Origin of the sequence: Aeromonas schubertii (genome assembly GCF_000820105.1) — a bacterium.
In the GTDB taxonomy this organism is placed as follows: domain Bacteria; phylum Pseudomonadota; class Gammaproteobacteria; order Enterobacterales; family Aeromonadaceae; genus Aeromonas; species Aeromonas schubertii.
Map to the genome: position 1 here is coordinate 98,046 of NZ_CDDB01000028.1, position 19,987 is coordinate 118,032.

The 19,987-nt window shown below is 62.8% G+C and carries 21 protein-coding genes; 15 read left to right on the forward strand and 6 right to left on the reverse strand.

Annotated features, from left to right (window positions below; genetic code table 11):
- Positions 1–84 precede the first annotated feature (84 nt).
- The 4 genes from serS (at position 85) to miaE (ending at position 4,470) form a co-directional block, all read left to right on the forward strand.
- Positions 85–1,380 (forward strand): serine--tRNA ligase, encoded by a 1,296-nt coding sequence (serS, locus tag BN1133_RS05650; protein ID WP_050665568.1) that lies wholly within the window; start codon positions 85–87, stop codon positions 1,378–1,380.
- Positions 1,381–1,569: 189 nt separating this feature from the next.
- A complete protein-coding gene (locus BN1133_RS05655; protein ID WP_050665569.1) occupies positions 1,570–2,061 on the forward strand; it encodes a CvpA family protein in 492 nt (163 codons plus the stop codon).
- 18 nt (positions 2,062–2,079) lie between these two features.
- Positions 2,080–3,600 carry an amidophosphoribosyltransferase gene (purF, locus tag BN1133_RS05660; protein WP_050665570.1) on the forward strand — a complete coding sequence of 507 codons (1,521 nt, stop codon included), beginning with the start codon at positions 2,080–2,082 and terminating at the stop codon, positions 3,598–3,600.
- A gap of 111 nt (positions 3,601–3,711) precedes the next feature.
- Complete coding sequence (gene miaE, locus BN1133_RS05665) at positions 3,712–4,470, forward strand: tRNA isopentenyl-2-thiomethyl-A-37 hydroxylase MiaE (RefSeq protein WP_050665571.1); 759 nt, start codon at positions 3,712–3,714, stop codon at positions 4,468–4,470.
- 142 nt (positions 4,471–4,612) lie between these two features.
- Here miaE and BN1133_RS05670 read toward each other — a convergent pair whose 3' ends face one another.
- Genes BN1133_RS05670 through pspF form a run of 6 tightly spaced genes read right to left on the reverse strand, consistent with a single transcriptional unit; the run spans position 4,613 to position 10,860 of the window.
- Complete coding sequence (locus tag BN1133_RS05670) at positions 4,613–5,401, reverse strand: peptide ABC transporter ATP-binding protein (protein ID WP_050665572.1); 789 nt, start codon at positions 5,399–5,401, stop codon at positions 4,613–4,615.
- Positions 5,398–6,396: a peptide ABC transporter ATP-binding protein gene (locus BN1133_RS05675; RefSeq protein ID WP_050665573.1), complete on the reverse strand. Its 999-nt coding sequence runs from the start codon at positions 6,394–6,396 to the stop codon at positions 5,398–5,400. The genes BN1133_RS05670 and BN1133_RS05675 overlap by 4 nt, the downstream gene beginning before the upstream one ends.
- Complete coding sequence (locus BN1133_RS05680) at positions 6,396–7,283, reverse strand: ABC transporter permease subunit (protein ID WP_050665574.1); 888 nt, start codon at positions 7,281–7,283, stop codon at positions 6,396–6,398. Before BN1133_RS05680 ends, BN1133_RS05675 begins: the two co-directional genes overlap by 1 nt.
- Positions 7,273–8,226 carry an ABC transporter permease gene (locus BN1133_RS05685; protein WP_050665575.1) on the reverse strand — a complete coding sequence of 318 codons (954 nt, stop codon included), beginning with the start codon at positions 8,224–8,226 and terminating at the stop codon, positions 7,273–7,275. Before BN1133_RS05685 ends, BN1133_RS05680 begins: the two co-directional genes overlap by 11 nt.
- A gap of 3 nt (positions 8,227–8,229) precedes the next feature.
- Positions 8,230–9,834 carry an ABC transporter substrate-binding protein SapA gene (gene sapA, locus BN1133_RS05690; RefSeq protein WP_050665576.1) on the reverse strand — a complete coding sequence of 535 codons (1,605 nt, stop codon included), beginning with the start codon at positions 9,832–9,834 and terminating at the stop codon, positions 8,230–8,232.
- 24 nt (positions 9,835–9,858) lie between these two features.
- Positions 9,859–10,860, reverse strand: coding sequence for a phage shock protein operon transcriptional activator (pspF, locus tag BN1133_RS05695; protein ID WP_050665577.1), 1,002 nt, complete (start codon positions 10,858–10,860; stop codon positions 9,859–9,861).
- Between the two features lie 190 nt (positions 10,861–11,050).
- Here pspF and pspA point away from each other — a divergent pair, with 190 nt between their 5' ends.
- From pspA to BN1133_RS05750, 11 genes are all read left to right on the forward strand, one after another.
- Positions 11,051–11,722 (forward strand): phage shock protein PspA, encoded by a 672-nt coding sequence (pspA, locus tag BN1133_RS05700; protein WP_050665578.1) that lies wholly within the window; start codon positions 11,051–11,053, stop codon positions 11,720–11,722.
- A gap of 3 nt (positions 11,723–11,725) precedes the next feature.
- Positions 11,726–11,962, forward strand: coding sequence for an envelope stress response membrane protein PspB (gene pspB, locus BN1133_RS05705; protein ID WP_050665579.1), 237 nt, complete (start codon positions 11,726–11,728; stop codon positions 11,960–11,962).
- Positions 11,959–12,345, forward strand: coding sequence for an envelope stress response membrane protein PspC (gene pspC / locus BN1133_RS05710; protein WP_050665580.1), 387 nt, complete (start codon positions 11,959–11,961; stop codon positions 12,343–12,345). The genes pspB and pspC overlap by 4 nt, the downstream gene beginning before the upstream one ends.
- Positions 12,345–13,742 (forward strand): YcjX family GTP-binding protein, encoded by a 1,398-nt coding sequence (locus BN1133_RS05715; RefSeq protein WP_050665581.1) that lies wholly within the window; start codon positions 12,345–12,347, stop codon positions 13,740–13,742. Before pspC ends, BN1133_RS05715 begins: the two co-directional genes overlap by 1 nt.
- An 8-nt stretch (positions 13,743–13,750) precedes the next feature.
- Positions 13,751–14,770 (forward strand): YcjF family protein, encoded by a 1,020-nt coding sequence (locus BN1133_RS05720; protein WP_050665582.1) that lies wholly within the window; start codon positions 13,751–13,753, stop codon positions 14,768–14,770.
- Positions 14,771–14,895: 125 nt separating this feature from the next.
- Positions 14,896–15,708 (forward strand): phenylalanine 4-monooxygenase, encoded by an 813-nt coding sequence (phhA, locus tag BN1133_RS05725; RefSeq protein WP_153006657.1) that lies wholly within the window; start codon positions 14,896–14,898, stop codon positions 15,706–15,708.
- Positions 15,705–16,040 (forward strand): 4a-hydroxytetrahydrobiopterin dehydratase, encoded by a 336-nt coding sequence (locus BN1133_RS05730; RefSeq protein ID WP_050665584.1) that lies wholly within the window; start codon positions 15,705–15,707, stop codon positions 16,038–16,040. Before phhA ends, BN1133_RS05730 begins: the two co-directional genes overlap by 4 nt.
- 131 nt (positions 16,041–16,171) lie before the next feature.
- Positions 16,172–17,719: a transcriptional regulator TyrR gene (tyrR, locus tag BN1133_RS05735; RefSeq protein WP_050665585.1), complete on the forward strand. Its 1,548-nt coding sequence runs from the start codon at positions 16,172–16,174 to the stop codon at positions 17,717–17,719.
- 34 nt (positions 17,720–17,753) lie between these two features.
- Entirely contained in the window at positions 17,754–18,245 is a 492-nt protein-coding gene (locus BN1133_RS05740) for a regulatory sequestration protein YfiR (RefSeq protein WP_224160887.1), read from the forward strand.
- Positions 18,245–19,474, forward strand: coding sequence for a diguanylate cyclase DgcN/YfiN (locus BN1133_RS05745; RefSeq protein ID WP_050665587.1), 1,230 nt, complete (start codon positions 18,245–18,247; stop codon positions 19,472–19,474). Before BN1133_RS05740 ends, BN1133_RS05745 begins: the two co-directional genes overlap by 1 nt.
- On the forward strand, positions 19,471–19,950 hold the full coding sequence (locus BN1133_RS05750) for an outer membrane lipoprotein YfiB (protein ID WP_050665588.1): 480 nt from the start codon (positions 19,471–19,473) through the stop codon (positions 19,948–19,950). The genes BN1133_RS05745 and BN1133_RS05750 overlap by 4 nt, the downstream gene beginning before the upstream one ends.
- The last annotated feature ends 37 nt before the right edge of the window (positions 19,951–19,987 follow it).

Here is a 19,987-nt window from a genome sequence, read left to right on the forward strand (position 1 = left end):
GCCAACCGAAGGTCAAATCAGGGATCTGTGTTTTCTGCCCGGTGCTTGGGCCCGGATCCCGTTTCATTACAAGTAGGATATATAATGCTGGATCCCAAATATTTGCGTGGCGATATCGAGGAAGCAGCTGCACGTCTGGCCACCCGTGGCTATACCCTGGACGTCGCTGCAGTGACCGCACTGGAAGAACAACGCAAGGATCTGCAGTCCCGTACCCAGGAGCTGCAGGCAGAGCGCAATGCCCGCTCCAAGTCCATCGGTGAGGCCGCCCGTCGCGGGGAAGATGTGGCTCCCCTCAAGGCCGAGGTGACCAAGATCAATGACGAGCTGGATGCCTGCAAGGCCAAGCTCGACGTGCTGCTCGCCGATATCAAGGCCATTGCCGACGCCATTCCCAACCTGCCGAGCGAGACCACTCCGGTCGGCCGCGACGAGAACGAGAACGTCGAGGTGCGTCGCTGGGGGACTCCCCGTGAGTTCGGCTTCCCGGTGCGCGATCACATCGATCTCGGCGAAGGGCTCAAGGGTGTCGATTTCGCCAATGGGGTCAAACTCTCGGGCTCCCGCTTCGTGGTGATGCGCGGTCAGATTGCCCGTCTGCACCGTGCCCTGGCCCAGTTCATGCTGGATCTGCACACCCAGCAGCACGGCTACACCGAGTGCTATGTGCCCTATCTGGTTAACCCGGACAGCCTGTACGGCACCGGTCAGCTGCCCAAGTTCTCCGAGGATCTCTTCAACACCGGGATCGAAGGGGAAGGGGAGCTGGAGGGGACGACCCGCAAGTTCTCCCTGATCCCGACTTCCGAAGTGCCGCTCACCAACACCGCCCGCGACGAGATCTTCGACGAGCAGGAGCTGCCCATCAAGATGACTGCCCACAGCCCCTGCTTCCGCTCCGAAGCGGGCTCCTACGGGCGCGACACCCGCGGTCTCATCCGTATGCACCAGTTCGACAAGGTCGAGATGGTGCAGCTGGTGCACCCGGCAAAATCCTGGGACGCCCTGGAAGAGATGGTGGGTCACGCCGAGAAGGTGCTGCAACTGCTGGAGTTGCCCTATCGCGTCATGGCCCTGTGCACCGGCGACATGGGTTTCTGCGCCGCCAAGACCTATGACCTCGAGGTGTGGCTGCCGGCCCAGAACACCTATCGCGAGATCTCCTCTTGCTCCAACTGCACCGATTTCCAGGCGCGCCGCATGCAAGCCCGGGTCCGCATCGACGGCAAGCCCCAGCTAATCCACACCCTCAACGGCTCTGGCCTGGCGGTGGGGCGTACCCTGGTGGCCGTGCTGGAGAACAACCAGCAGGAAGACGGTCGCATCGAAATCCCGACCGTGCTGCGTCCCTACATGGGCGGCCTGACCCACATCGGCTGATCCCGCAGGCGCTGATCACAAGGCCATGGCTCTGCCATGGCCTTGTTCGTTTTAGCCGCTGTCAATCGTTTTCGTATGGAAAAAAAGAGCGCTAACAGGCGCTTTTTTGGTCATTTAACACATTTTTATCAAGCAATGCGCAATCGTTTTTGTTAGACTGCGCCGCAATTTGGAAGGACATCCGTTTCTATGGTCTGGATTGATTACGCCATCCTCGGCATCATCGGTTTCTCCGCCCTCATCAGCCTGGTGCGCGGCTTCGTCAAGGAGGCCATGTCGCTCGTCACCTGGTTTGTCGCCTTCTTCATCGCCAGCCGTTTCTATCCCGATCTCGCCGTCTACTTCACCGCCTTCTCCGATGCCATCATCCGCAATGGTCTGGCTATTGCAGCCCTGTTCGTGGCGACCCTGATCCTGGGTGGCGTGGTGAACTATGTGGTGGGCTTGCTGGTCGAAAAGACCGGACTCTCCGGCACCGACCGGGTGCTCGGCGTCTGTTTCGGCGCGATCCGCGGGGTGCTGATCGTCAGCGCCCTGCTCTTTTTTATGGATACCTTTACCAGCCTCTCCCAGACACCCTGGTGGCAGGCGTCGAGGCTGGTGCCCGAGTTCGGGCTGGTGATCCAGTGGTTCTTTGATTTCATGCAGAACTCATCGAGTTTTCTTAAACAGGTAACCTGACTTCGAGGTAGCAAGGACATGTGTGGCATTGTCGGTATTGTTGGCACTACTCCCGTTAACCAGGCGCTCTACGACGCCCTGACGGTGTTGCAACACAGGGGGCAGGATGCGGCCGGGATCGTGACCGTCGACGAGGGACACTTTCGGCAGCGCAAGGCCAATGGCCTGGTGAAGGATGTCTTCGAGGTGCGCCACATGCAGCGCCTAAAGGGCCAAATGGGCATCGGTCATGTTCGCTATCCCACCGCCGGCAGCTCCAGCGCCGCCGAGGCCCAGCCCTTCTACGTCAACTCCCCCTACGGGTTGGCACTGGCCCACAACGGTAACCTGACCAATGCCCACTTCCTCAAAGAGGAGCAGTTCAAACGGGCGCGTCGCCACATCAACACCACCTCCGACTCCGAGGTGTTGCTCAACGTCCTGGCCCACGAGCTGGATCTGCTCGACAAGATCTCCCTCTCGCCGGACGATGTCTTCACCGCGGTGCGCCGTACCCACGCACAGGTGCGCGGAGCCTACGCCGTGGTGACCCTCATCATCGGCCACGGCCTGCTGGCGTTTCGCGATCCCAACGGCATCCGTCCCCTGATCCTGGGGCGTCGCAGCGACGACAAGGGCCAGCTGGAGTACATGGTCGCCTCCGAGAGTGTGGCCCTCGACGCCATCGGTTTTGACACGGTGCGCGACGTCGCACCGGGCGAGGCCATCTACATCACCGAACAGGGGCAGCTCTTCTCCATGCAGTGCAGCGAGGCGCCCCAGCACAGCCCTTGCATCTTCGAGTACGTCTACTTTGCCCGTCCCGACTCCTTTATCGACAAGGTCTCTGTCTACGGGGCGCGCCTCAACATGGGTCGCAAGCTGGGTGAAAAGATAGCCCGGGAGTGGGAGGACCTCGACATCGACGTGGTGATCCCCATCCCCGAGACCTCCTGCGACATCGCCCTCGAGATCGCCCAGCGCCTCGAGCTGCCCTATCGCCAGGGGTTCGTGAAGAACCGCTACATTGGCCGTACCTTCATCATGCCGGGCCAGACCCAGCGCAAGAAGTCGGTGCGCCGCAAGCTCAACGCCATCAGCTCCGAGTTCAAGGGAAAGCGGGTGCTGCTGGTCGATGACTCTATCGTGCGCGGCACCACCTCGGAGCAGATCATCCAGATGGCCCGGGATGCCGGCGCCGCCAAGGTCTACTTCGCCTCTGCCGCCCCCGAGATCCGCTTCCCCAACGTCTACGGCATCGACATGCCGAGCGCCAACGAGCTGATTGCCCACGGCCGTGAGGTGGAGGAGATCTGTGCGCTGATCGGTGCCGATGGCCTCATCTTCCAGGATCTCGAGGATCTGCAGGAGGCGGTGCGCGAGCTCAATCCGGACCTGCGCCACTTCGAGACCTCGGTGTTCAACGGCCACTATGTGACCGCCGATGTGGATCAGGGTTACCTCGATCACCTCAATGCCATGCGCAGCGACGACAGCAAGGCGGTACGCGAGTGGCAGGAGGGGAGCAGTAACCTGGAGATCTTCAACGAAGGAAGTTGAGTCATCCGGGGCTGACAGCGGGAGTCTTCGGACTCCCGTTTTTCTTGGTGGATGATGGCAGATCCGCTAGGATAGCGGCCCCCTAGAGTAGCCGTGAGACACGATGTGATGATGGATGAGTTGCTGGCGCCGGTGCGGGCCTTCCTGCAATGTGAGACCCCGGATGGCTGGATTGAGGTGGCCCGCCGGCCGGAGAGCCTGCCGGTGCTGCTGATCGATCACGCCAACTGCGAGACCAAGGCGGCCATGACGGCCCACAGCTTGGTTCGTCGCTACTGCCTGCCCAAGGGAAAACGCCATCTGTTGCCCAAACTCGATTTCTATCGGGAGTTGGAAGCCATTCCCGAGAAGGCCGAGGTGCTCGGCAAGCGGACCATGGGGGAGGGGGATCGCACCCTGTTTGCCGAGCTTGAGCGCAATCCCCTGCTGTTTCCCATGGTGCGGCTCATTCAGGAGGAGCTGCACCACTTCGAGCAGGTGCTGGAGATCATGACGGCCCGCAACATCCCCTATGAACCCGTCTCCGCCTCTCGTTATGCCCGTGGATTGATGCAGGCAGTGCGTACCCATGAGCCGGCGACCCTGGTCGACAAACTCATCATAGGGGCCTATATCGAGGCGCGTTCCTGCGAGCGATTTGCCCGGTTGGCGCCCTACCTGGACGAGGAGCTGGGGCGCTTCTACGTCTCTTTGCTGCGCTCGGAGGCGCGCCATTATCAGGACTACCTGACCCTGGCCGAACAGTTTGCCAATGAGGATATCAGCGAGCGGGTGGCCTTCTTCGGCGCCCTGGAGGCGAGCCTGATCAATACCCCTGACGAGGAATTTCGGTTCCATAGCGGTCTTCCTGTCAGATCTGACAGTTGTTGACGCGCGGTCCGACCACTACTCTTGTCAATGTTCCTACTACGAGCGACTCAATTTGTGTTTTTTCACTCAAGCCCGGCTTTGCCGGGCTTTTTTTCGTCGTAAAAAGCACTCGGGCCACATCAGGTGGCCCGTTTATTGCCGATCAGCGCCGGTATTCGTTGTCGTAGTTCTGGATAAGGCGCTTGGTGACATCGTGCTGGGGATCGGCGAAGACCCGCAGGGTCTTGCCGCGTTCGACGATGCGTCCCTCGTGCATCACCAGTACCTCGTCACTGATGTGGCTCACCACCCCCAGATCGTTGGCCACCATGATATAGCTCAGCCCCATGCGCTCCTGCATCTCGAGCAGCAGGTTGATCATCTGGGAGCGCACCGAGATGTCGAGGGTGGCCAGGGTCTCGTCGGCAACCACGATAAGGGGATTGAGGATGATGGCCCGGGCCAGGGCGACCCGCTGTTTCTGCCCCGCCGCCAGCATGGAGGGGTAGAAGAGGGCGTGGTCAGGCAGCAGCCCAACCTGACGCAGGGTCTGCATGACGCGAGCCTCCCGCTCCTCCTCGCTGAGGCTGGTATTGAGGCGCAGGGGCGTCTCCAGGATGCGACCAATGCGCAGCTTGGGATTGAGGGAGGAGTTGGGGTCCTGAAAGATCATCCGCAGCAGCTTGCAGCGGGTCTGATAGTCCCCATGCACCATGGGTTCGCCGTTGATGCGGATCTCGCCGCTGCTGGGCTCCACCACTCCGGCCAGGATCTTGGCCAGGGTGCTCTTGCCAGAGCCCGCTTCACCGACGATGGCCAGGGTCTGGCCCACATCGAGATCGAAGGAGAGAGGCTTGATGGCCTCCACAGTTTGGCGTCGAAAGAGGCCAATTCGGTTGTGGAAGGTCTTGCTCAGACCCCGGACCTGTAGCAGGGCACTCTCTTCACTCACTTCTTGCTCTCCTCGAGGTTCAGGGGGAAGTGGCAGCTGAACTGGTGGCCCTTGATCTTGACCATGACAGGGGTCTGCACACAGAGCTTCTGGGCATAGGGGCAGCGGGGGCCCAGGCGGCAGCCGATGGGCAGATGCTGCAGGGGGGGGATAACCCCGGGCAGGGTATGCAGCCTCGCCTTGTGGCGCACCAGTTCGTCAAAGTCCGGGCTCGACTTGAGCAGGGCGTCGGTATAGGGGTGGTGGGGGGCCTCCAGGATCTGCTCCCGGGTGCCCACCTCCACCATCTGGCCGCAATACATGACGTTGATGTTGTCGGTCAGGTTGGCGATGGCGTCGATGTCGTTGCTGATGAGCAGGATGGTGGTATTGCCCAGCTTGTTCATCTTGTCGAGCAGGCGCAGGATCTGTGATTCCGCCGTCGCCTCCATGGTGTTGGTCGGCTCATCGGCCACCAACAGGCGCGGCTGGTTGGCGATGGCCATGGCGATCATCACCTTCTGGCAGACACCGTCAGAGAGCTCATGGGGATAGGCGCGCATCACCTTCTTGTGATCTTTTATCCCCACCCGGTGCAGCAAGGCGACCGCCTGTTTCTTGCGCCACTGGAAGCGCTGCCAGAAGCGCCCCTCGAAGGCCTCGGTCGGGATCGCCTCTTCGAGTTGGACGCCTATCTCTTCGGAGGGGTCCAGGCTGCTGACCGGGTCCTGGAAGATCATGGCGATCTCGCGTCCCATCAGCTTGCGCCGGGCCTTGGGCTCCATGGTCAGCAAGTCGTGATCGTTAAAGCGCATGCGATCGGCCCGTACCGTCCAGTTATCCTTGGCCAGCCCCATGATCACCTTGGCAATCAGGCTCTTGCCAGAGCCCGACTCGCCCACCAGGCCGCGGATCTCACCCTCGGCCAGCGTCAGGCTCACCTTGTCCACCACCTTGACCTTCCCCTGGGGGGTATCGATCTCGATGGTGAGGTTGCGAATATCGAGCAGCGGCATCAGTCCTCCCCCTCTTTGAGCGCTTCGCGGATCCCTTCACCCACCATGTTGGTGACCAGCACGCTAAAGAAGATGGCGATGCCGGGCAGGGTGACGGTCCAGGGAGCGAGATAGACCAGGTCCCCGGACTCGGCGAGCATGGCGCCCCATTCGGGATGGGGAGACTGGGCTCCGAGGCCGAGAAACCCCACCGCCGAGATGTCGAGAATGGCCGCCGACAGGGCACGGGTGGTCTGGGTGACCAGGGTATCGACGATATTGGGCAGAACCGCCAGACGCAGGATGCGAAGGGGAGGAGAGCCATCGAGCTGGCTCGCGATAATGTACTCCTTCTGCATCTCGGCGTGCACCGCGTTGTGGGTGGCGCGGATAAATTGGGGGATGAGTGCGAGGGTGATGGCGATCAGGGTGTTGCCGAGGCCGGGTCCCAGGATGGCCACCATGATGATGGCCAGCAAGAGCGACGGAATGGAGAGCAGGGTGTCGAGCAGGTGATTGAGCACGCTCGATTTGATCCCTCGGGTCATGCCGCCGAGGATGCCGATCCCGGTGCCCAGCAACAGGGCGACCACCACGGCCAGCAAGGCGCAACCGAAAGTAAGCCTGGCGCCGACCACCAGGCGAGAGAGGATGTCTCGCCCCAGATCGTCGGTGCCGAGAAAATAGTCGATGCTCCCCATGGTCGACCAGGAGGGGGGCATCAAGAGGGCATTGCTGTGTTGCTCATCGATGCCGTAGGGCACCAGCCAGGGACCTATCAGGGTGACGGCAAGGAGCCCCAGCAGACACCAGAAGGCCGCCATGGAGAGGGGTTTCTTGCGAAACGAGGCCCAGGTCTGCTCGATGGGCGAGAGGATCCGCAGCTCCGGGTAGAGATTATCTTGCATACAACTCCTTGCGGCGCACCGGATAGATCAGGGTGGCCAGCAGCTCGGTCACCACGTTGGCGAGGATCACAAAACTGGCCACCACCAGCGTGCCTCCCTGGATGGCGGCATAGTCCTGCAGGGCGATGCTGCTCACCAGCCAGCGGCCGATCCCGGGCCAGTCGAAGATCACCTCGGTGATCATGGCGGCGGTCAGCATGCTGCCAAATTGCAGGCCGAGCAGGGGGATGACGGGGGGAAGGGCATTCTTGAGCCCATGGCGCCAGACGATCTGGGCCCGGGACAGGCCGCGGCTTGCCGCCGCCTTCACATAGTTTTGCTTCATCACCACGATGAGGGCGCTGCGGACATGGCGGATCACCTCTGTGGTGGGAACGATGGCCAGCACCAGGCAGGGCAGCACCATGTGGCGCAGGGCATCCATCAGGGCCTCATGACGCCAGGGCTGGTCACTCAGAAGAATATCGAGCAGAGGAACGCCGGTGAGAGAGGGAAGATCGTAGCGCAGGTCCAGCTGGCCCGACGAGGGGAGCCAACCCAGCTCGAGGGAGAAAAACGACACCGCCAGCAGGGCGAGCCAGAAGATGGGGACCGAATAGCCGATGAAGGCTCCCCCCATGATGGCCACATCGATCCCCTTGCCCTGGTTGAGGCCTGCCAGCGCCCCCAGAGGGACGCCCAGCAGCAGCGAAATGATGAAGGCGCTGAAGCACAGCAGCAGGGTCACCGGGAAATAGCGCTCGATAAGCTCGAGTACCGGCAGCCCCGAGGCCTGGGAGAGACCAAAGTCTCCCGACAGGATGCGCGCCAGGTACTCCGGATAGCCGCTGAGCAGGGGAAGCTCCTGACTGAGCAGGCGATGACCGAGCAGATAGGCGACCAGAGTCAGCACCAGTATGGTGATCAGCAGCAGGCTGATGCGACGCAAGGTGTAGATCAGCATGTTTTAGTCCCGATAGGCTCTGTTAAAGAGGGTGCCACCCAGTGGGTTCATCTGCACACCCTGAATGTCGTGGCGACTGGCCTGGGTTTGCAGGGCATGGGCCAGGGGGATGAGAGGCATCTCCTCGGCCAGCACCTTCTGGGCGTAATAGTAGTTTCGAATGCGAAAGCCGAGCTGTTGGGTGCTGACGGCATCGTCGAGCAACTGCTCGAAGGAGGGGCTGCACCAGCGGCTCATGTTGCTGCCGCTGGCGATGGCCTGACAACCGAGCAGTTGGCGAAAGAAGTTGTCCGGGTCGCTGCTGTCGGCTTGCCAGCCACCGAGCACCGCATCGTAGCGCCCATTGTCGACCGCGTTGTCGAGCACCGCCTGTTCGAGCTTCTGGATCTTCACCTTCACCCCGAGGGCGGCCAGATCGTTGCGGATCAACTGGGCCGTCTTGAGGGGATCGGGGTTGTAGGAGCGCGAGCCGACCGGGGCGAGCAGTCGCATCTCGAATCCCTTGGCGACGCCGGCCTCTTTGAGCAGTTTGCGGGCGGCTGCCAGATCGCTCTGTACCGGTGGCAGCGCCGGATCGAAGCCCCAGGAGAGGGGGGGCAGCAGGCTGCGAGCCGGCTCACCGGTGTTGTAGTAGACCGCATGCAACAGGTTGCTGCGGTTGATGGCAAGAGCCAGGGCCTGACGCACCTTGGCATTGTTGAGGGGAGGCTGGCGTGTATTGAGGGCCAGGAAGGCCACGTTCATCCCCGATTGTACCGAGAGACTCAGATCGTTGTGAGCCTGGATCACCGCGATCTGGCTGGCGGCCGGATAGCTCATCACATCGCATTCGCCTGTGAGCAGCTTGGTCAGGCGCTTGGCCGAGCGGGGGGTAATGTCGAAGATGAGCTGCGCGGTGCGAGCCGGCCCCTTCCAGTAGGCCTCGTGGCGCAGATAGCGGATAAATTGATGATCCCGATACTCCCCGAGGCGATAGGGGCCCGTGCCTACCGGGGCCTTGTCGACGCGATCCGGGGTCCCGGCCAACAGCATCTTCTCGGCATATTCGCTCGAGAGGATCACCGAGCTGGCACTGGCCAGATCGGCCAGGAAGGCGGCGTTGGGGCGCTCCAGATCAAATTCGACCACCCGATCCGAGCGCTTGTGCACCCCCTTGATAAGCTTGTCCAGCCCCAGATTCTTGAAGAAGGGGTAGCGACCCCCCGAGACGTGATAGTAGGGGTGGCGCGGATCCAGTACCCGGGAGAAGCTGAAGATCACATCATCTGCATCGAGCGGACGCGTCGGCACGAAGTCCGGGGTCGCGTGGAACATCACCCCTTTGCGCAGGGTGAAGCGATAGCGCAGACCGTCTTCGCTGACCGACCACTCGGTGGCGAGGGCGGGCTCCAGGGAGAGGGTGATGGGGTTGAGCTCCAGCAGCCTGTCGTAGAGGGGATAGGAGACGGCATCGAGGGTGGTGCCGAGATTGGTCAGCTGGGGATTGAAGGTCTGGGGTGAGCCTTCCGAGCAGTAGATCAATCCCTCAGGCCGGTTTTCGGCCCCTTGCGCCTGGGCGCAGGCGATCAGCAGGCTGCAGGCGAGCAGCAGCGGTTTGTTGGTGATCATGGTTCAACCGTAGTGTGAAATGGCTCAGGCATCGTCGCCATCTTGCAGCCGATATTTGCGTATCATGCCACGAAACTGGTGATAACTCAGCTCGAGCAGGTCGGCAGCCTTGCGCTGGTTGTACTGTGCCGTGCTCATCGCCTGCTTGATAAGCCCCACCTCGAAGGCGGCCACCGCCTCCTTCAGCGGGAGCGGCAGGGCCAGACTCTCCCCTTCGGGTGCCTGCACCTGTCCCGGACGGCGGGGACGCCACGGCGAATCAAACGGGTCCAGTACCAGCTCTGCGATAGGCTCCTGGCTGTGGCCGTGGCGATAGAGGCTGCGCTCGACCACGTTCTTGAGTTCGCGCACGTTGCCCGGCCAATGATAGTCGCGCAGGGTCTGACGCACCCGGGGGGAGAAGCCCGGGAAGAGCTCGAGTTCGAGCTCCCGGGCCATCTGCAGGGCAAAATGGTCGGCCAAGAGCGGTATATCCTCGGGGCGTTCACGCAGGGGGGGCAAGGTTATTACATCGAAGGCGAGGCGATCCAGCAGGTCGTGACGAAATTTTCCATCGTCGGCCAGGCGGGGCAGATCCTCGTTGGTGGCGCAGATGAGGCGCACGTCCACCTTGACCGGTCGGGTGCCCCCGACGCGCTCGAACTCCCCGTATTCGATGACCCGCAGCAGCTTCTCCTGCACCCGGGCCGAACTGGTGGCCAGCTCGTCGAGAAAGAGGCTGCCCCCGTCGGCACGCTCGAAGCGCCCCTGATGGCGCTTGCTGGCGCCGGTAAAGGAGCCGGCCTCGTGGCCAAACAGCTCGGTCTCGAGCAGCGTCTCGCTCAGGGTGGCGCAGTTGATGGCGATAAACTCCTGATCCCAGCGGCTCGAGAGATAGTGGAGGCGGTGGGCGATGAGCTCCTTGCCGGTGCCCCGCTCGCCGATGATGAGCACGGGCTTGCGCAGGGGGGCGAGGCGGGAGACCTGCTCGATCACCTCGAGGAAGGCATTGGACTCTCCGAGCAGGCTTTCCATGGCCGGTTGCATTGGGGCTCCTTGGTCAGTTGAACCAACAGTTGGTCTATTTAACCACGTTGCTCTAATTGTCACCAGTGCTACAGGGGTGTTAGGCTTGATAAATCAAGGCATTAAGAAGATATACCGAGTTGGCACAGCCCTTGCTGTTGGCTAGAGCACTGGATTATGCCAACCCGTGAACGTACAACAGGAGTCTACAATGGGCATTTTTTCCCGGCTTGCCGACATCATCAACTCTAACCTCTCTGCCCTGCTCGACAAGGCGGAGGATCCCCAGAAAATGGTGCGTCTGATCATCCAGGAGATGGAGGATGAGCTGGTGAAGGAGCGCTCCAACCTGGCCCGCTTCCTCGCCAATCAGAAAGAGCTTGACCGCCAGATCGCCCGCCACGAGGAGGAGGTGCAGGCCTGGCAGGAGAAGGCCGAGCTGGCGCTGACCAAGGGGCGTGAGGATCTGGCCCGTGCCGCCCTCATCGAGAAGAAGAAGCAGGGCGAGGTGGTGGAGGCGCTCGGTCGTGAGCTGGCCGCCGCCGACGCCGGTATCGCCAAGCTGAGCGAGGAGATAAGCCAGCTACAAGCCAAGCTGGAAGATGCCCGAGCCAGGCAGAAGGCGATGACCCTGCGCAGCGAGGCGGCCAGCAGCCGTATCAGCGTCCAGAGCACTCTGGAGCGGGGTAGCGGCCAGGCCGCCATGGAGAAGTTCGACCGCATGGAGCGTCGTATCGACGAGATGGAGGCCCGTGCCGATCTGGGGGCCGACCGCTCCCTCAAGGCCCAGTTTGCCGAGCTGGAGGTCGACGATCAGATAAGTCGTGAACTGGAGGCCCTGCGCAGTAAACTCGGTCAGGGCGACAACAAGCAAGGGGAGTAAAGGATGGAAGATCTGCTCGGAATTTTGATGATCCCCATGGTGGTCTTCATGGTGGTGGTGGCGCCTATCTGGCTCATCCTTCACTACCGTGCCAAGGGGCGTCTGGGGGAGGGGTTGGCCGAGGAGGAGCGGATGCAGCTCCATGGCCTCGTCAGCCGTGCCGAGAAGATGCAGGAGCGTGTCGCCGCCCTCGAGTCGATCCTCGACTCTGAGGTACCGGGCTGGAGGAGCCGCGTATGAGCGGGCTTCACGACGCGGGCCGTCGCCTCTATCGTGACCCTCGCAGCGGCAAGATAGCCGGTGTCTGCGCCGGGTTGGCCGACTACTTCGGGGTCGAGACCTGGATCGTCAGATTGCTGGCTATCTCCGGGCTGATCTTCGCCGGTTTTATCACCTTTATCGCCTACTGCGCCGCCTGGTTGCTCCTCGACAAGCGACCGGTACGCCAGATGGAGGAGGGGATCCTGATGAAGGAGCGCAGCTGGCAAGCCGGGGCCACCCCGCGCCAGGCGCTGGGCAAGGTGAGCGCCGAGCTCGATCGTCTGGAGCCCAGGTTGCAGGCCATCGAGAAGCTGGTCACCTCGCGCGAGTTCCATCTGCAACGGGAGTTTCGCAACCTCTGATGAGCCTCGAACACACACTGAGGCGTTGGCAGGAGAGGGCCACGGATGTGGTTAACCGTGGCCTCGACCGACACGTTCGCCTTGCCGTCACCGGGCTGTCGCGCTCGGGCAAGACGGCCTTCATCACCGCCCTGGTCAATCAACTCGAGCACGCCGCCCTCGATGCCCGCCTTCCCCAGTGGGAGGTGGCGCGCCAGGGGCGCTTGCTCGGGGCGCGCCGGGTGCCTCAAGTCAACCACCATATTCCCACCTTTCCCTACGAGCGGGGCATGCACTCCCTCTATGGCTCGCCCCCCGCCTGGCCACAGGCAACCCGGGGGGTGGCCGAGATCCGGCTCGAGCTGCGCTATCAGAGCCGTCATCTGCTGCGCCGCCAGCTGGCCGAGAGCAGTACTCTCTATCTGGAGATTGTCGACTATCCCGGCGAATGGCTGCTCGATCTCCCCCTGCTGGAGCAAAGCTTCGAGCAGTGGAGCGAGCAGGTTCGTCTCCAGCTCGAGGAGAGCGCCCTGCGTCAGCTGGCCGCCCCCTGGCTGGATACCCGCTGGCAGCCCGATGGGCCCCTCGACGAGGCGCAACTGGCCCAAGTGGCCGAGGCCTATACCCGGTGGCTGCATCGCTGCAAGGAGGAGCTGGGGCTGCACCTGATCCAGCCCGGCCGTTTCGTACTGCCGGGCGAATATGCCGGGGCCCCCATGCTGCAGTTTGTCCCCTGGGTGTGGCCTGCGCCCGCGGGGGAGTGTCCGGCAGGCTCTCTCTATCACACCCTGCGCGAGCGCTTCGAGCACTACAAGCAGCATCTGGTCAAGGGATTCTATGAGGAGCACTTCGCCGGCTTCGATCGTCAGATAGTGCTGGTCGACTGCCTGCAGCCCCTCAATGCCGGTCCCGGCAGCTTTGCCGACATGCAGCAGGCGCTCTCGCGCATCATGGAGAGCTTTACCTACGGCAAGAGTAACTGGTGGCGACGCCTCTTCTCCCCGCGCATCGACAAGCTGCTGCTGGTGGCCAGCAAGGCCGATCACGTCACCCCGGAGCAACATCCGGCGCTGCTCTCCCTGCTACAGTCCCTCATTCGTTCTGGCCGAGGTCAGGCGCGCTTCGAGGGGATCGAGACCGAGTGCATGGCGCTCGCCTCGGTGCGGGCCACCGAGGTGGGGCAGGGGCAGAGCCAGGGGCGTACCTTTCCTGCCCTCAAGGGAGAAGATCTGGAGGGGCATGCCCTGCTGCTCTTCCCCGGTGAGGTCCCCGCCACTCCCCCCTCTGCCGCCTGGTGGCAGAAGGGCAGTTTCGATTTTCACTCGTTTCGGCCCCTGCAGATGGATCCTCACAAGGCCATGCCCCATATTCGTCTCGATGCCGCGCTGGAGTATCTGCTCGGCGACAAGCTCACCTAAGGAGTCCCATGATCCAGGAAAAGCCCCGTGGCAAGATAGTCCTCGATACGTTATCTCCCGAGCCGGAGCCCGCCCGTCCGGCGCCCGCCACCCGGCTGGAGGAGGCGAGCTTCGCCCCTCTCGAGGAGGAGGTCGGGCAGACCCTTCGCCACCCGGTGCGTCCCCGTCGCCGTCACCGCTTGCTCGCCTGGGGCGCCGCCGGAATTGGACTCCTCTCGTTGGCCCAATATGGTCACTTCCTGTGGCAGCAATGGTTGAGCGAGCCCCTTTGGGGCGGCGCCTGGCTGATCGCATCCGGGCTGGTCTTATGCGGCGCCTCGCTGGCGCTGGGGCGCGAGTGGCGCCGCTTGCGGCGGCTGAAGAAGCGCCAGGACGTGCGCTCGCGTGCCGAGGATCTGCTGGCCCATCAGGGGGTTGGACAGGGCGCCACCCTCTGCGAGCAACTGGCCCGGGAGTCGGGTGAGCAGGGAAGCGAGGGGTATCGGCGCTTCTGTGATCAGCTGGAGGCCACTCACAGCGATCGGGAGGCGCTCACCCTCTACAGTCAGCTGGTGCTCGCCGAGCGGGATCGCCAGGCTCGGGGGCGGGTGGTCAAGTGGGCCGCCGAGGCGGCCGTCATGGTCGCCGTGAGCCCGCTGGCGGTGGTGGACATGGCCCTGATCCTGTGGCGTAACCTGCGCATGATCGACGATATTGCCGATGTCTACGGGATTGAACTCGGCTACTGGAGCCGCATTCGCCTCATCCGTCAGGTGCTGCGTAATCTAGTCTATGCGGGCGCCACCGAGTTGGTGACCGATGTGGGCATGGATGTGCTGGGGGCCGATCTGGCCGGTCGGCTCTCGGTGCGGGCGGCTCAGGGGGTGGGGGCCGGCCTGCTCACCGCCCGCCTTGGCATCAAGGTGATGGAGAGTTGCCGCCCCATCCCCTGGCTGGGAGAGGAGAGGCCTCGTCTGGCCAGTTATCGCAAGGCGTTGGTCGAGAAGGTGACGGGTTACCTGACCCGGCGCGGTGAAGCGCCAGAATAGCCCTGTAACAATTTGGTTACATCACGAAAGGGCAGCCACCGTCGACGGGTGGCTGCTTTTTTTTCGGTCGAATCGTTAACCTGACAACTAAGGGGGTGTCAGCCCCACAAGATCAGGATGATGTGATGAAAGGAACCCAGTACCACGCCAGGGAGAGTGGCCCGGATGGCCGCATCCCCTGGAGCGCAGAGGAAAATGCCACCTGGCATACCCTGATAACCCGCCAGAGCGAGGTGTTGCCGGGACGGGCGTGTGACGAGTATATCGCCGGCCTGACGCGCCTGGCGCTACCCACCGGGCGCATTCCCCAGCTCGGCGAGATAAGTCGGGTGCTGCGCGAGAGCACTGGTTGGTCGGTGGCGGCGGTGCCGGCGCTCATCTCGTTTGATCGCTTCTTCGCCCTGCTGGCGGATCGACACTTCCCGGTCGCCACCTTTATCCGCACCCCACAAGAGCTCGACTACCTGCAAGAGCCCGACATCTTTCACGAGATCTTCGGCCACTGCCCCTTGCTGACCAATCCGGCCTTCGCCCACTTCACCCATGTCTATGGGCGCCTCGGCATGGCGGCAAGCAAGGAGGAAAGAATCTTTCTGGCTCGCCTCTACTGGTTTACGGTGGAATTTGGCCTGCTACAGACCCAAGATGGTCCCCGGATCTACGGTGGCGGCATCCTCTCTTCCATCGGTGAGACCCGCTATGCCCTGAGCCCGACGCCGAGAGTCGAGCCTTTCGATCTGCTGGAGGTGCTGCGCACCCCGTATCGCATCGATATCATGCAACCTGTCTACTTCATGCTGGATCGGATCGAAACCCTGTTCGAGTTGGCCGACAGCGACATCATGGGGAGGGTGCGCGAGGCGATGCGTCTCGGGCTGCGTCCTCCCCTCTATCCCCCCAAGCCGGTAGAGACCGGTAACAAGGAGTTGAACCTATGAGTGAACTGGCTGCCGAGCGCTGTGAGGCGTGCCGTGCCGATGCCCCAAGGGTAAGCGATGCCGAGCTTGCCGAATTGATGGGAGGCATCCCCGACTGGCAACCCGTGGTGGAGCAGGGGGGGCTGATGCTCAGGCGCGAGTTTGCCTTTCGCAACTTCAAGGAAGCGCTCGCCTTTACCAACCGACTGGGAGAGCTGGCCGAGGCCGAGTTCCACCATCCGGCCATTCTCACCGAGTGGGGCAAGGTGACCGTCACCTGGTGGACTCACAAGATAGGGGGGCTGCATCGCAACGACTTCATCATGGCGGCGCGCACCGACGGCCTGCTTTAAGGCGTAAACGGTCAGGGCCTGACGGCAAATCGCCGTCGGGCCCGCATTTTTTCCGGTCAGGGCTCGCCCCGACAAGAGTGAGTCTGTATCATCCGCCGTTATTGAAAAGTCAGTAAGGAATTGACCCTCACATGCGTCTCGAAGTGAGTTGTGAAGACCGCCTGGGGCTGACCCGGGAGCTGCTTGACCGCCTGGTGGAGCGTAATATCGACCTGCGTGGCATCGAGATCGACACCTCCGGCATCATCTATCTCAACTTCCCCGAGCTGGAGTTCTCCGATTTTCAGCACCTGATGCCCGAGATCCGGCGCATCCCGGGTGTCTATGACGTCAAGACCATTCCCTATATGCCCTCCGAGCGGGAGCATCACGAGATCCAGGCCCTGCTCAAGGCCCTGCCCGATCTCATCTTCTCCCTGGACGTGCGCGGTCGTATCACCCAGGCCAACCAGGCGGCCCTGAGCGCCCTCGGCACCACCATAGAGGAGCTCAGGGGCGGTGCCCTCGGGCACCACATCAAGGGTTTTGCCTTCAGCCGTTGGTTGGAGTCGAGCGATCCCAGGGCCCAGACCTGCAAGCTGGGGCTGGGTGGAGAGGAGTACCTGGCCGATCTCATCCCTCTGTTTGTGGACGAGGAGAAGGGGCGCCAGGCCCTGGCCGGCGCCGTGGTGGTGCTCAAGTCCGCCCGTCGCGTCGGGCTGCACTTCAGTGCCCTGCATGCCGACGAGATCGGTGGCTTCGAGCACATTCAGGGCCAGAGCAGCCGTATGAAGCAGGTGCTGGTCGAGGCGGCCAAGCTGGCGATGCAGGATGCCCCCTTGCTTATCATGGGGGAAACGGGCACCGGCAAGGAGCTGCTGGCTCGCGCCTGTCATGGCGCCAGCCTGCGTTCGAGCCACCCCTTCATGGCGCTCAACTGCGCCGCCATGCCCGATAACGTGGCCGAGAGCGAGCTCTTTGGTTATGCCCCCGGCGCCTTTGGCAACAATACCGAGGGCAAGCGCGGCGTGCTGGAGCTGGCCAGTGGCGGCACCCTGATGCTCGACGAGATCGGCGACATGTCACCGCACCTGCAGACCAAGTTCTTGCGGGTGCTGCAGGACGGGGTGTTTCGCCGGGTGGGTGACGAGCAGGAGGTGCAGGTCAATGTGCGCTTCATCTGCACCACCCAGAAGAACCTGCGTGAGCTGGTGGCCGAGGGGCGGTTTCGCGAGGATCTCTTCTATCGCCTCGACGTGCTCACCCTGAACCTGCCCCCGTTGCGCGAGCGCAAGGCCGATATTCTGCCCCTGGCCCAGCACTTCGTGGCGCGTTTTGCCAGCGAGCAGCAACGCAGCCGGCCACGGCTGACCCGTAACCTGGGTGACGTGCTGCAGGCCTATCGCTGGCCGGGGAATGTGCGCCAGCTGCGTAACTGTCTCTATCGGGCCATGACCCTGCTGGAGGGAGACGAGCTGGGTCCCGAGCAGATCGAGTTGCCCACCGAGAGCGAGCCCATGCCCGTCATCGACGAGTGGTTCGAGGGGGATCTGGATGAAGCGGTGAAGCGTTTTGAGCGCCGCCTGCTCGAGCGGCTCTATCCCGCCTTCCCCTCCACCCGGCAACTGGCCAAGCGCCTTGGGGTCTCTCATACCGCCATCGCCAACAAGCTGCGGGACTATGGTCTCGGCAAGAAATAACCGCTTCGTGAGGGGCGCGGTTCTCGCGCTCCTCATGACCGGAGCTGTCCATGCCGAGGTGCCACTGAGCCAGGCCGAGCGCCGCGGCGTGGCAGTCTGTGATGTGGTGCTCGATATCCTCGCCTATACCCGCTGGCCCCGCTCTCATGACTCCTTGCGGCTGTGCGTCGCCGCTCCCACCGAATATGCCGATCCCCTGTTGGGGCTGCGTCAGCTGCGCGACGGCAGGCCCATGGTGACCCAACGCATGGGGCTCGATGAGCCCACCCTTGCCGCCGAGTGCGATGCCCTCTATCTCGGGGTCCTCGACGATGCGGCACGTCTGCGTCTCGCCACCCGCCTGGCGGGCTCGGCCGTACTCACCCTGGAGGAGAATAACCGGGAGTGTGTGGCCGGAGGGGCGTTTTGTTTGCAGGTCGGGGACGAAAGGGTGAGTTTCAGGGTCAATCTGGACGCACTGGCCCGCAGTGGCGTCAAGGTGCATCCCGGTGTGTTGAAGCTGGGACGCAAGGGGAGGGCCCCCTGATGCAGGTTAGACAAACCCTGCGCCAGATGCTCCATCGGGGTCATCTGGGGGGCATGTTGCTGGCGATCCTGCTATGCGGTACCGGACTGACTCTGTTTGCCATCTGGGCCCTGCGTGGTTATGCCATTCACAATGCCGAGCTGGTGGCCCGGGCCATCAGCTACACGGTCGAGGCTGCCGTCGTCTTCGATGATGAGGCGGCCGCTCGGGAGACTCTGGACTCGATCGCTCGTCATGAGGAGATCGCCATGGTCCGTATCCGCCTTCCTGACGGGCGCCTCTTCACCCGTTGGGAGCATGGCCAGTCACAGGGCGATCTCGGGATCGAGCGCTGGTTCTCCCGCAGGTTGATGCCCGAACTGATCCGGGTGCCGGTGGAGAGCAACGGACGGAGCATAGCGACCGTCGAGCTGACTGCCAATGGGCATACCCTGTTGCAGTTTGTGATGGGGGTCGTGTTGGCGGTCGTCGCCTGCCTGTTGCTGAGTCTGCAGGGGGCCTATTGGCTGACCCGCCACACCCTGAGCCGGATCATGACGCCGCTGCGCCATCTGGTCAGCGTGCTGCACCGGGTGCGGGTCGAGCAGGACTTTACCCCGCGTCTGCCCGGCAGCGAGATCGCCGAGCTCAATGCCCTCAACGAGGATGTCAACGCCCTGCTCGGCGAGCTGGAGCGCTGGCAGCAGTGGCACGAAGAGGTGCAGGCGGATCTGCGCCATCAGGCTACCCACGATCCCCTGACCGGGCTGGCCAACCGGGCGTTGTTCGAAGAGCGCCTGACCCAGAGCCTGCTTCTGTGTCAGCGTCAGCAGGCGCCTCTGGGGCTGCTCTATATCGACTGCAACCTGTTCAAGCCGATCAACGACACCTATGGTCACGCCGCCGGCGATGCCGTGCTGGTGGCCATCGCGGCTCGCCTTCGGGTCCAGCTGCCGCCTTCGGCACTGGCGTCGCGTCTCGGGGGCGACGAGTTTGCCCTCTTGCTCCCCTATTTTGACGAGGTGGCGCTCAAGCAGCGGATCAGGATGCTGCACAAGGGGATGGAGCAGCCTATTGCGCTGCCGGATGGCCAGACCCTGCTGGCGACCTTGAGCATTGGCCACAGCCACTGCCCGCCCTGGGATCTGGATGCCGAACGCCTGATGCAGCAGGCCGATGAGGAGATGTACCGGGCCAAACAGGAGGCCCGTGCTTTCGATGATGTCAATGAAGACGAGGTAAGACGATGAGACGATTTTCGGTTTTCCTGATGGGCATGTTTGCCCTGCTGCTGGCCGGTTGCCAGAGCCCGCCTGCCGGCCGCCTTAATGAGACCCAGATAGCCCTGCTCAAGGCCCGGGGATTTACCCAGGTCGAGGAGGGGTGGAGTCTGGGGCTGAGCGACAGGGTGCTCTTTGCCAACGAGTCGCGCACCCTCAACCCCGATAGCCGTGCCGTGGTGCAGAAAATTGCCCACTCTCTGCTCTCGGTCGGGATCGACTGGGCGCGTCTGGATGGACATACCGATTCAAACGGTGATGAGAGCTACAACCAGCAACTCTCCCGGCAGCGGGCCCAGTCGGTGGCTGACAGCCTGATCGACGCCGGAATGCCGGTCGCCAACCTGGAGGTGCGTGGTCTGGGTGAGCGCTATCCGGTGGCCAGCAACAAGACCCGGGAGGGGCGCAGCCAAAACCGCAGGGTGGCTATCGTCATCACGGATTAAGGGCCAGGGGGCGAGGTGTGTAAAACGGCAGGCAGGC

What these genes read in the sequence shown, in the direction of transcription:
- serS (WP_050665568.1), top strand. Translation starts at nt 85, where the DNA reads ATGCTGGATCCCAAATATTTGCGTGGCGATATCGAGGAAGCAGCTGCA.
- BN1133_RS05655 (WP_050665569.1), top strand. Translation starts at nt 1,570, where the DNA reads ATGGTCTGGATTGATTACGCCATCCTCGGCATCATCGGTTTCTCCGCC.
- BN1133_RS05730 (WP_050665584.1), top strand. Translation starts at nt 15,705, where the DNA reads ATGAGTGAACTGGCTGCCGAGCGCTGTGAGGCGTGCCGTGCCGATGCC.
- pspA (WP_050665578.1), top strand. Translation starts at nt 11,051, where the DNA reads ATGGGCATTTTTTCCCGGCTTGCCGACATCATCAACTCTAACCTCTCT.
- pspF (WP_050665577.1), bottom strand. Translation starts at nt 10,860, where the DNA reads ATGCAACCGGCCATGGAAAGCCTGCTCGGAGAGTCCAATGCCTTCCTC.
- BN1133_RS05685 (WP_050665575.1), bottom strand. Translation starts at nt 8,226, where the DNA reads ATGCTGATCTACACCTTGCGTCGCATCAGCCTGCTGCTGATCACCATA.
- BN1133_RS05720 (WP_050665582.1), top strand. Translation starts at nt 13,751, where the DNA reads ATGATCCAGGAAAAGCCCCGTGGCAAGATAGTCCTCGATACGTTATCT.
- BN1133_RS05740 (WP_224160887.1), top strand. Translation starts at nt 17,754, where the DNA reads ATGACCGGAGCTGTCCATGCCGAGGTGCCACTGAGCCAGGCCGAGCGC.
- BN1133_RS05680 (WP_050665574.1), bottom strand. Translation starts at nt 7,283, where the DNA reads ATGCAAGATAATCTCTACCCGGAGCTGCGGATCCTCTCGCCCATCGAG.
- phhA (WP_153006657.1), top strand. Translation starts at nt 14,896, where the DNA reads ATGAAAGGAACCCAGTACCACGCCAGGGAGAGTGGCCCGGATGGCCGC.
- BN1133_RS05745 (WP_050665587.1), top strand. Translation starts at nt 18,245, where the DNA reads ATGCAGGTTAGACAAACCCTGCGCCAGATGCTCCATCGGGGTCATCTG.
- pspB (WP_050665579.1), top strand. Translation starts at nt 11,726, where the DNA reads ATGGAAGATCTGCTCGGAATTTTGATGATCCCCATGGTGGTCTTCATG.
- BN1133_RS05715 (WP_050665581.1), top strand. Translation starts at nt 12,345, where the DNA reads ATGAGCCTCGAACACACACTGAGGCGTTGGCAGGAGAGGGCCACGGAT.
- tyrR (WP_050665585.1), top strand. Translation starts at nt 16,172, where the DNA reads ATGCGTCTCGAAGTGAGTTGTGAAGACCGCCTGGGGCTGACCCGGGAG.
- BN1133_RS05750 (WP_050665588.1), top strand. Translation starts at nt 19,471, where the DNA reads ATGAGACGATTTTCGGTTTTCCTGATGGGCATGTTTGCCCTGCTGCTG.
- sapA (WP_050665576.1), bottom strand. Translation starts at nt 9,834, where the DNA reads ATGATCACCAACAAACCGCTGCTGCTCGCCTGCAGCCTGCTGATCGCC.
- purF (WP_050665570.1), top strand. Translation starts at nt 2,080, where the DNA reads ATGTGTGGCATTGTCGGTATTGTTGGCACTACTCCCGTTAACCAGGCG.
- BN1133_RS05675 (WP_050665573.1), bottom strand. Translation starts at nt 6,396, where the DNA reads ATGCCGCTGCTCGATATTCGCAACCTCACCATCGAGATCGATACCCCC.
- pspC (WP_050665580.1), top strand. Translation starts at nt 11,959, where the DNA reads ATGAGCGGGCTTCACGACGCGGGCCGTCGCCTCTATCGTGACCCTCGC.
- miaE (WP_050665571.1), top strand. Translation starts at nt 3,712, where the DNA reads ATGGATGAGTTGCTGGCGCCGGTGCGGGCCTTCCTGCAATGTGAGACC.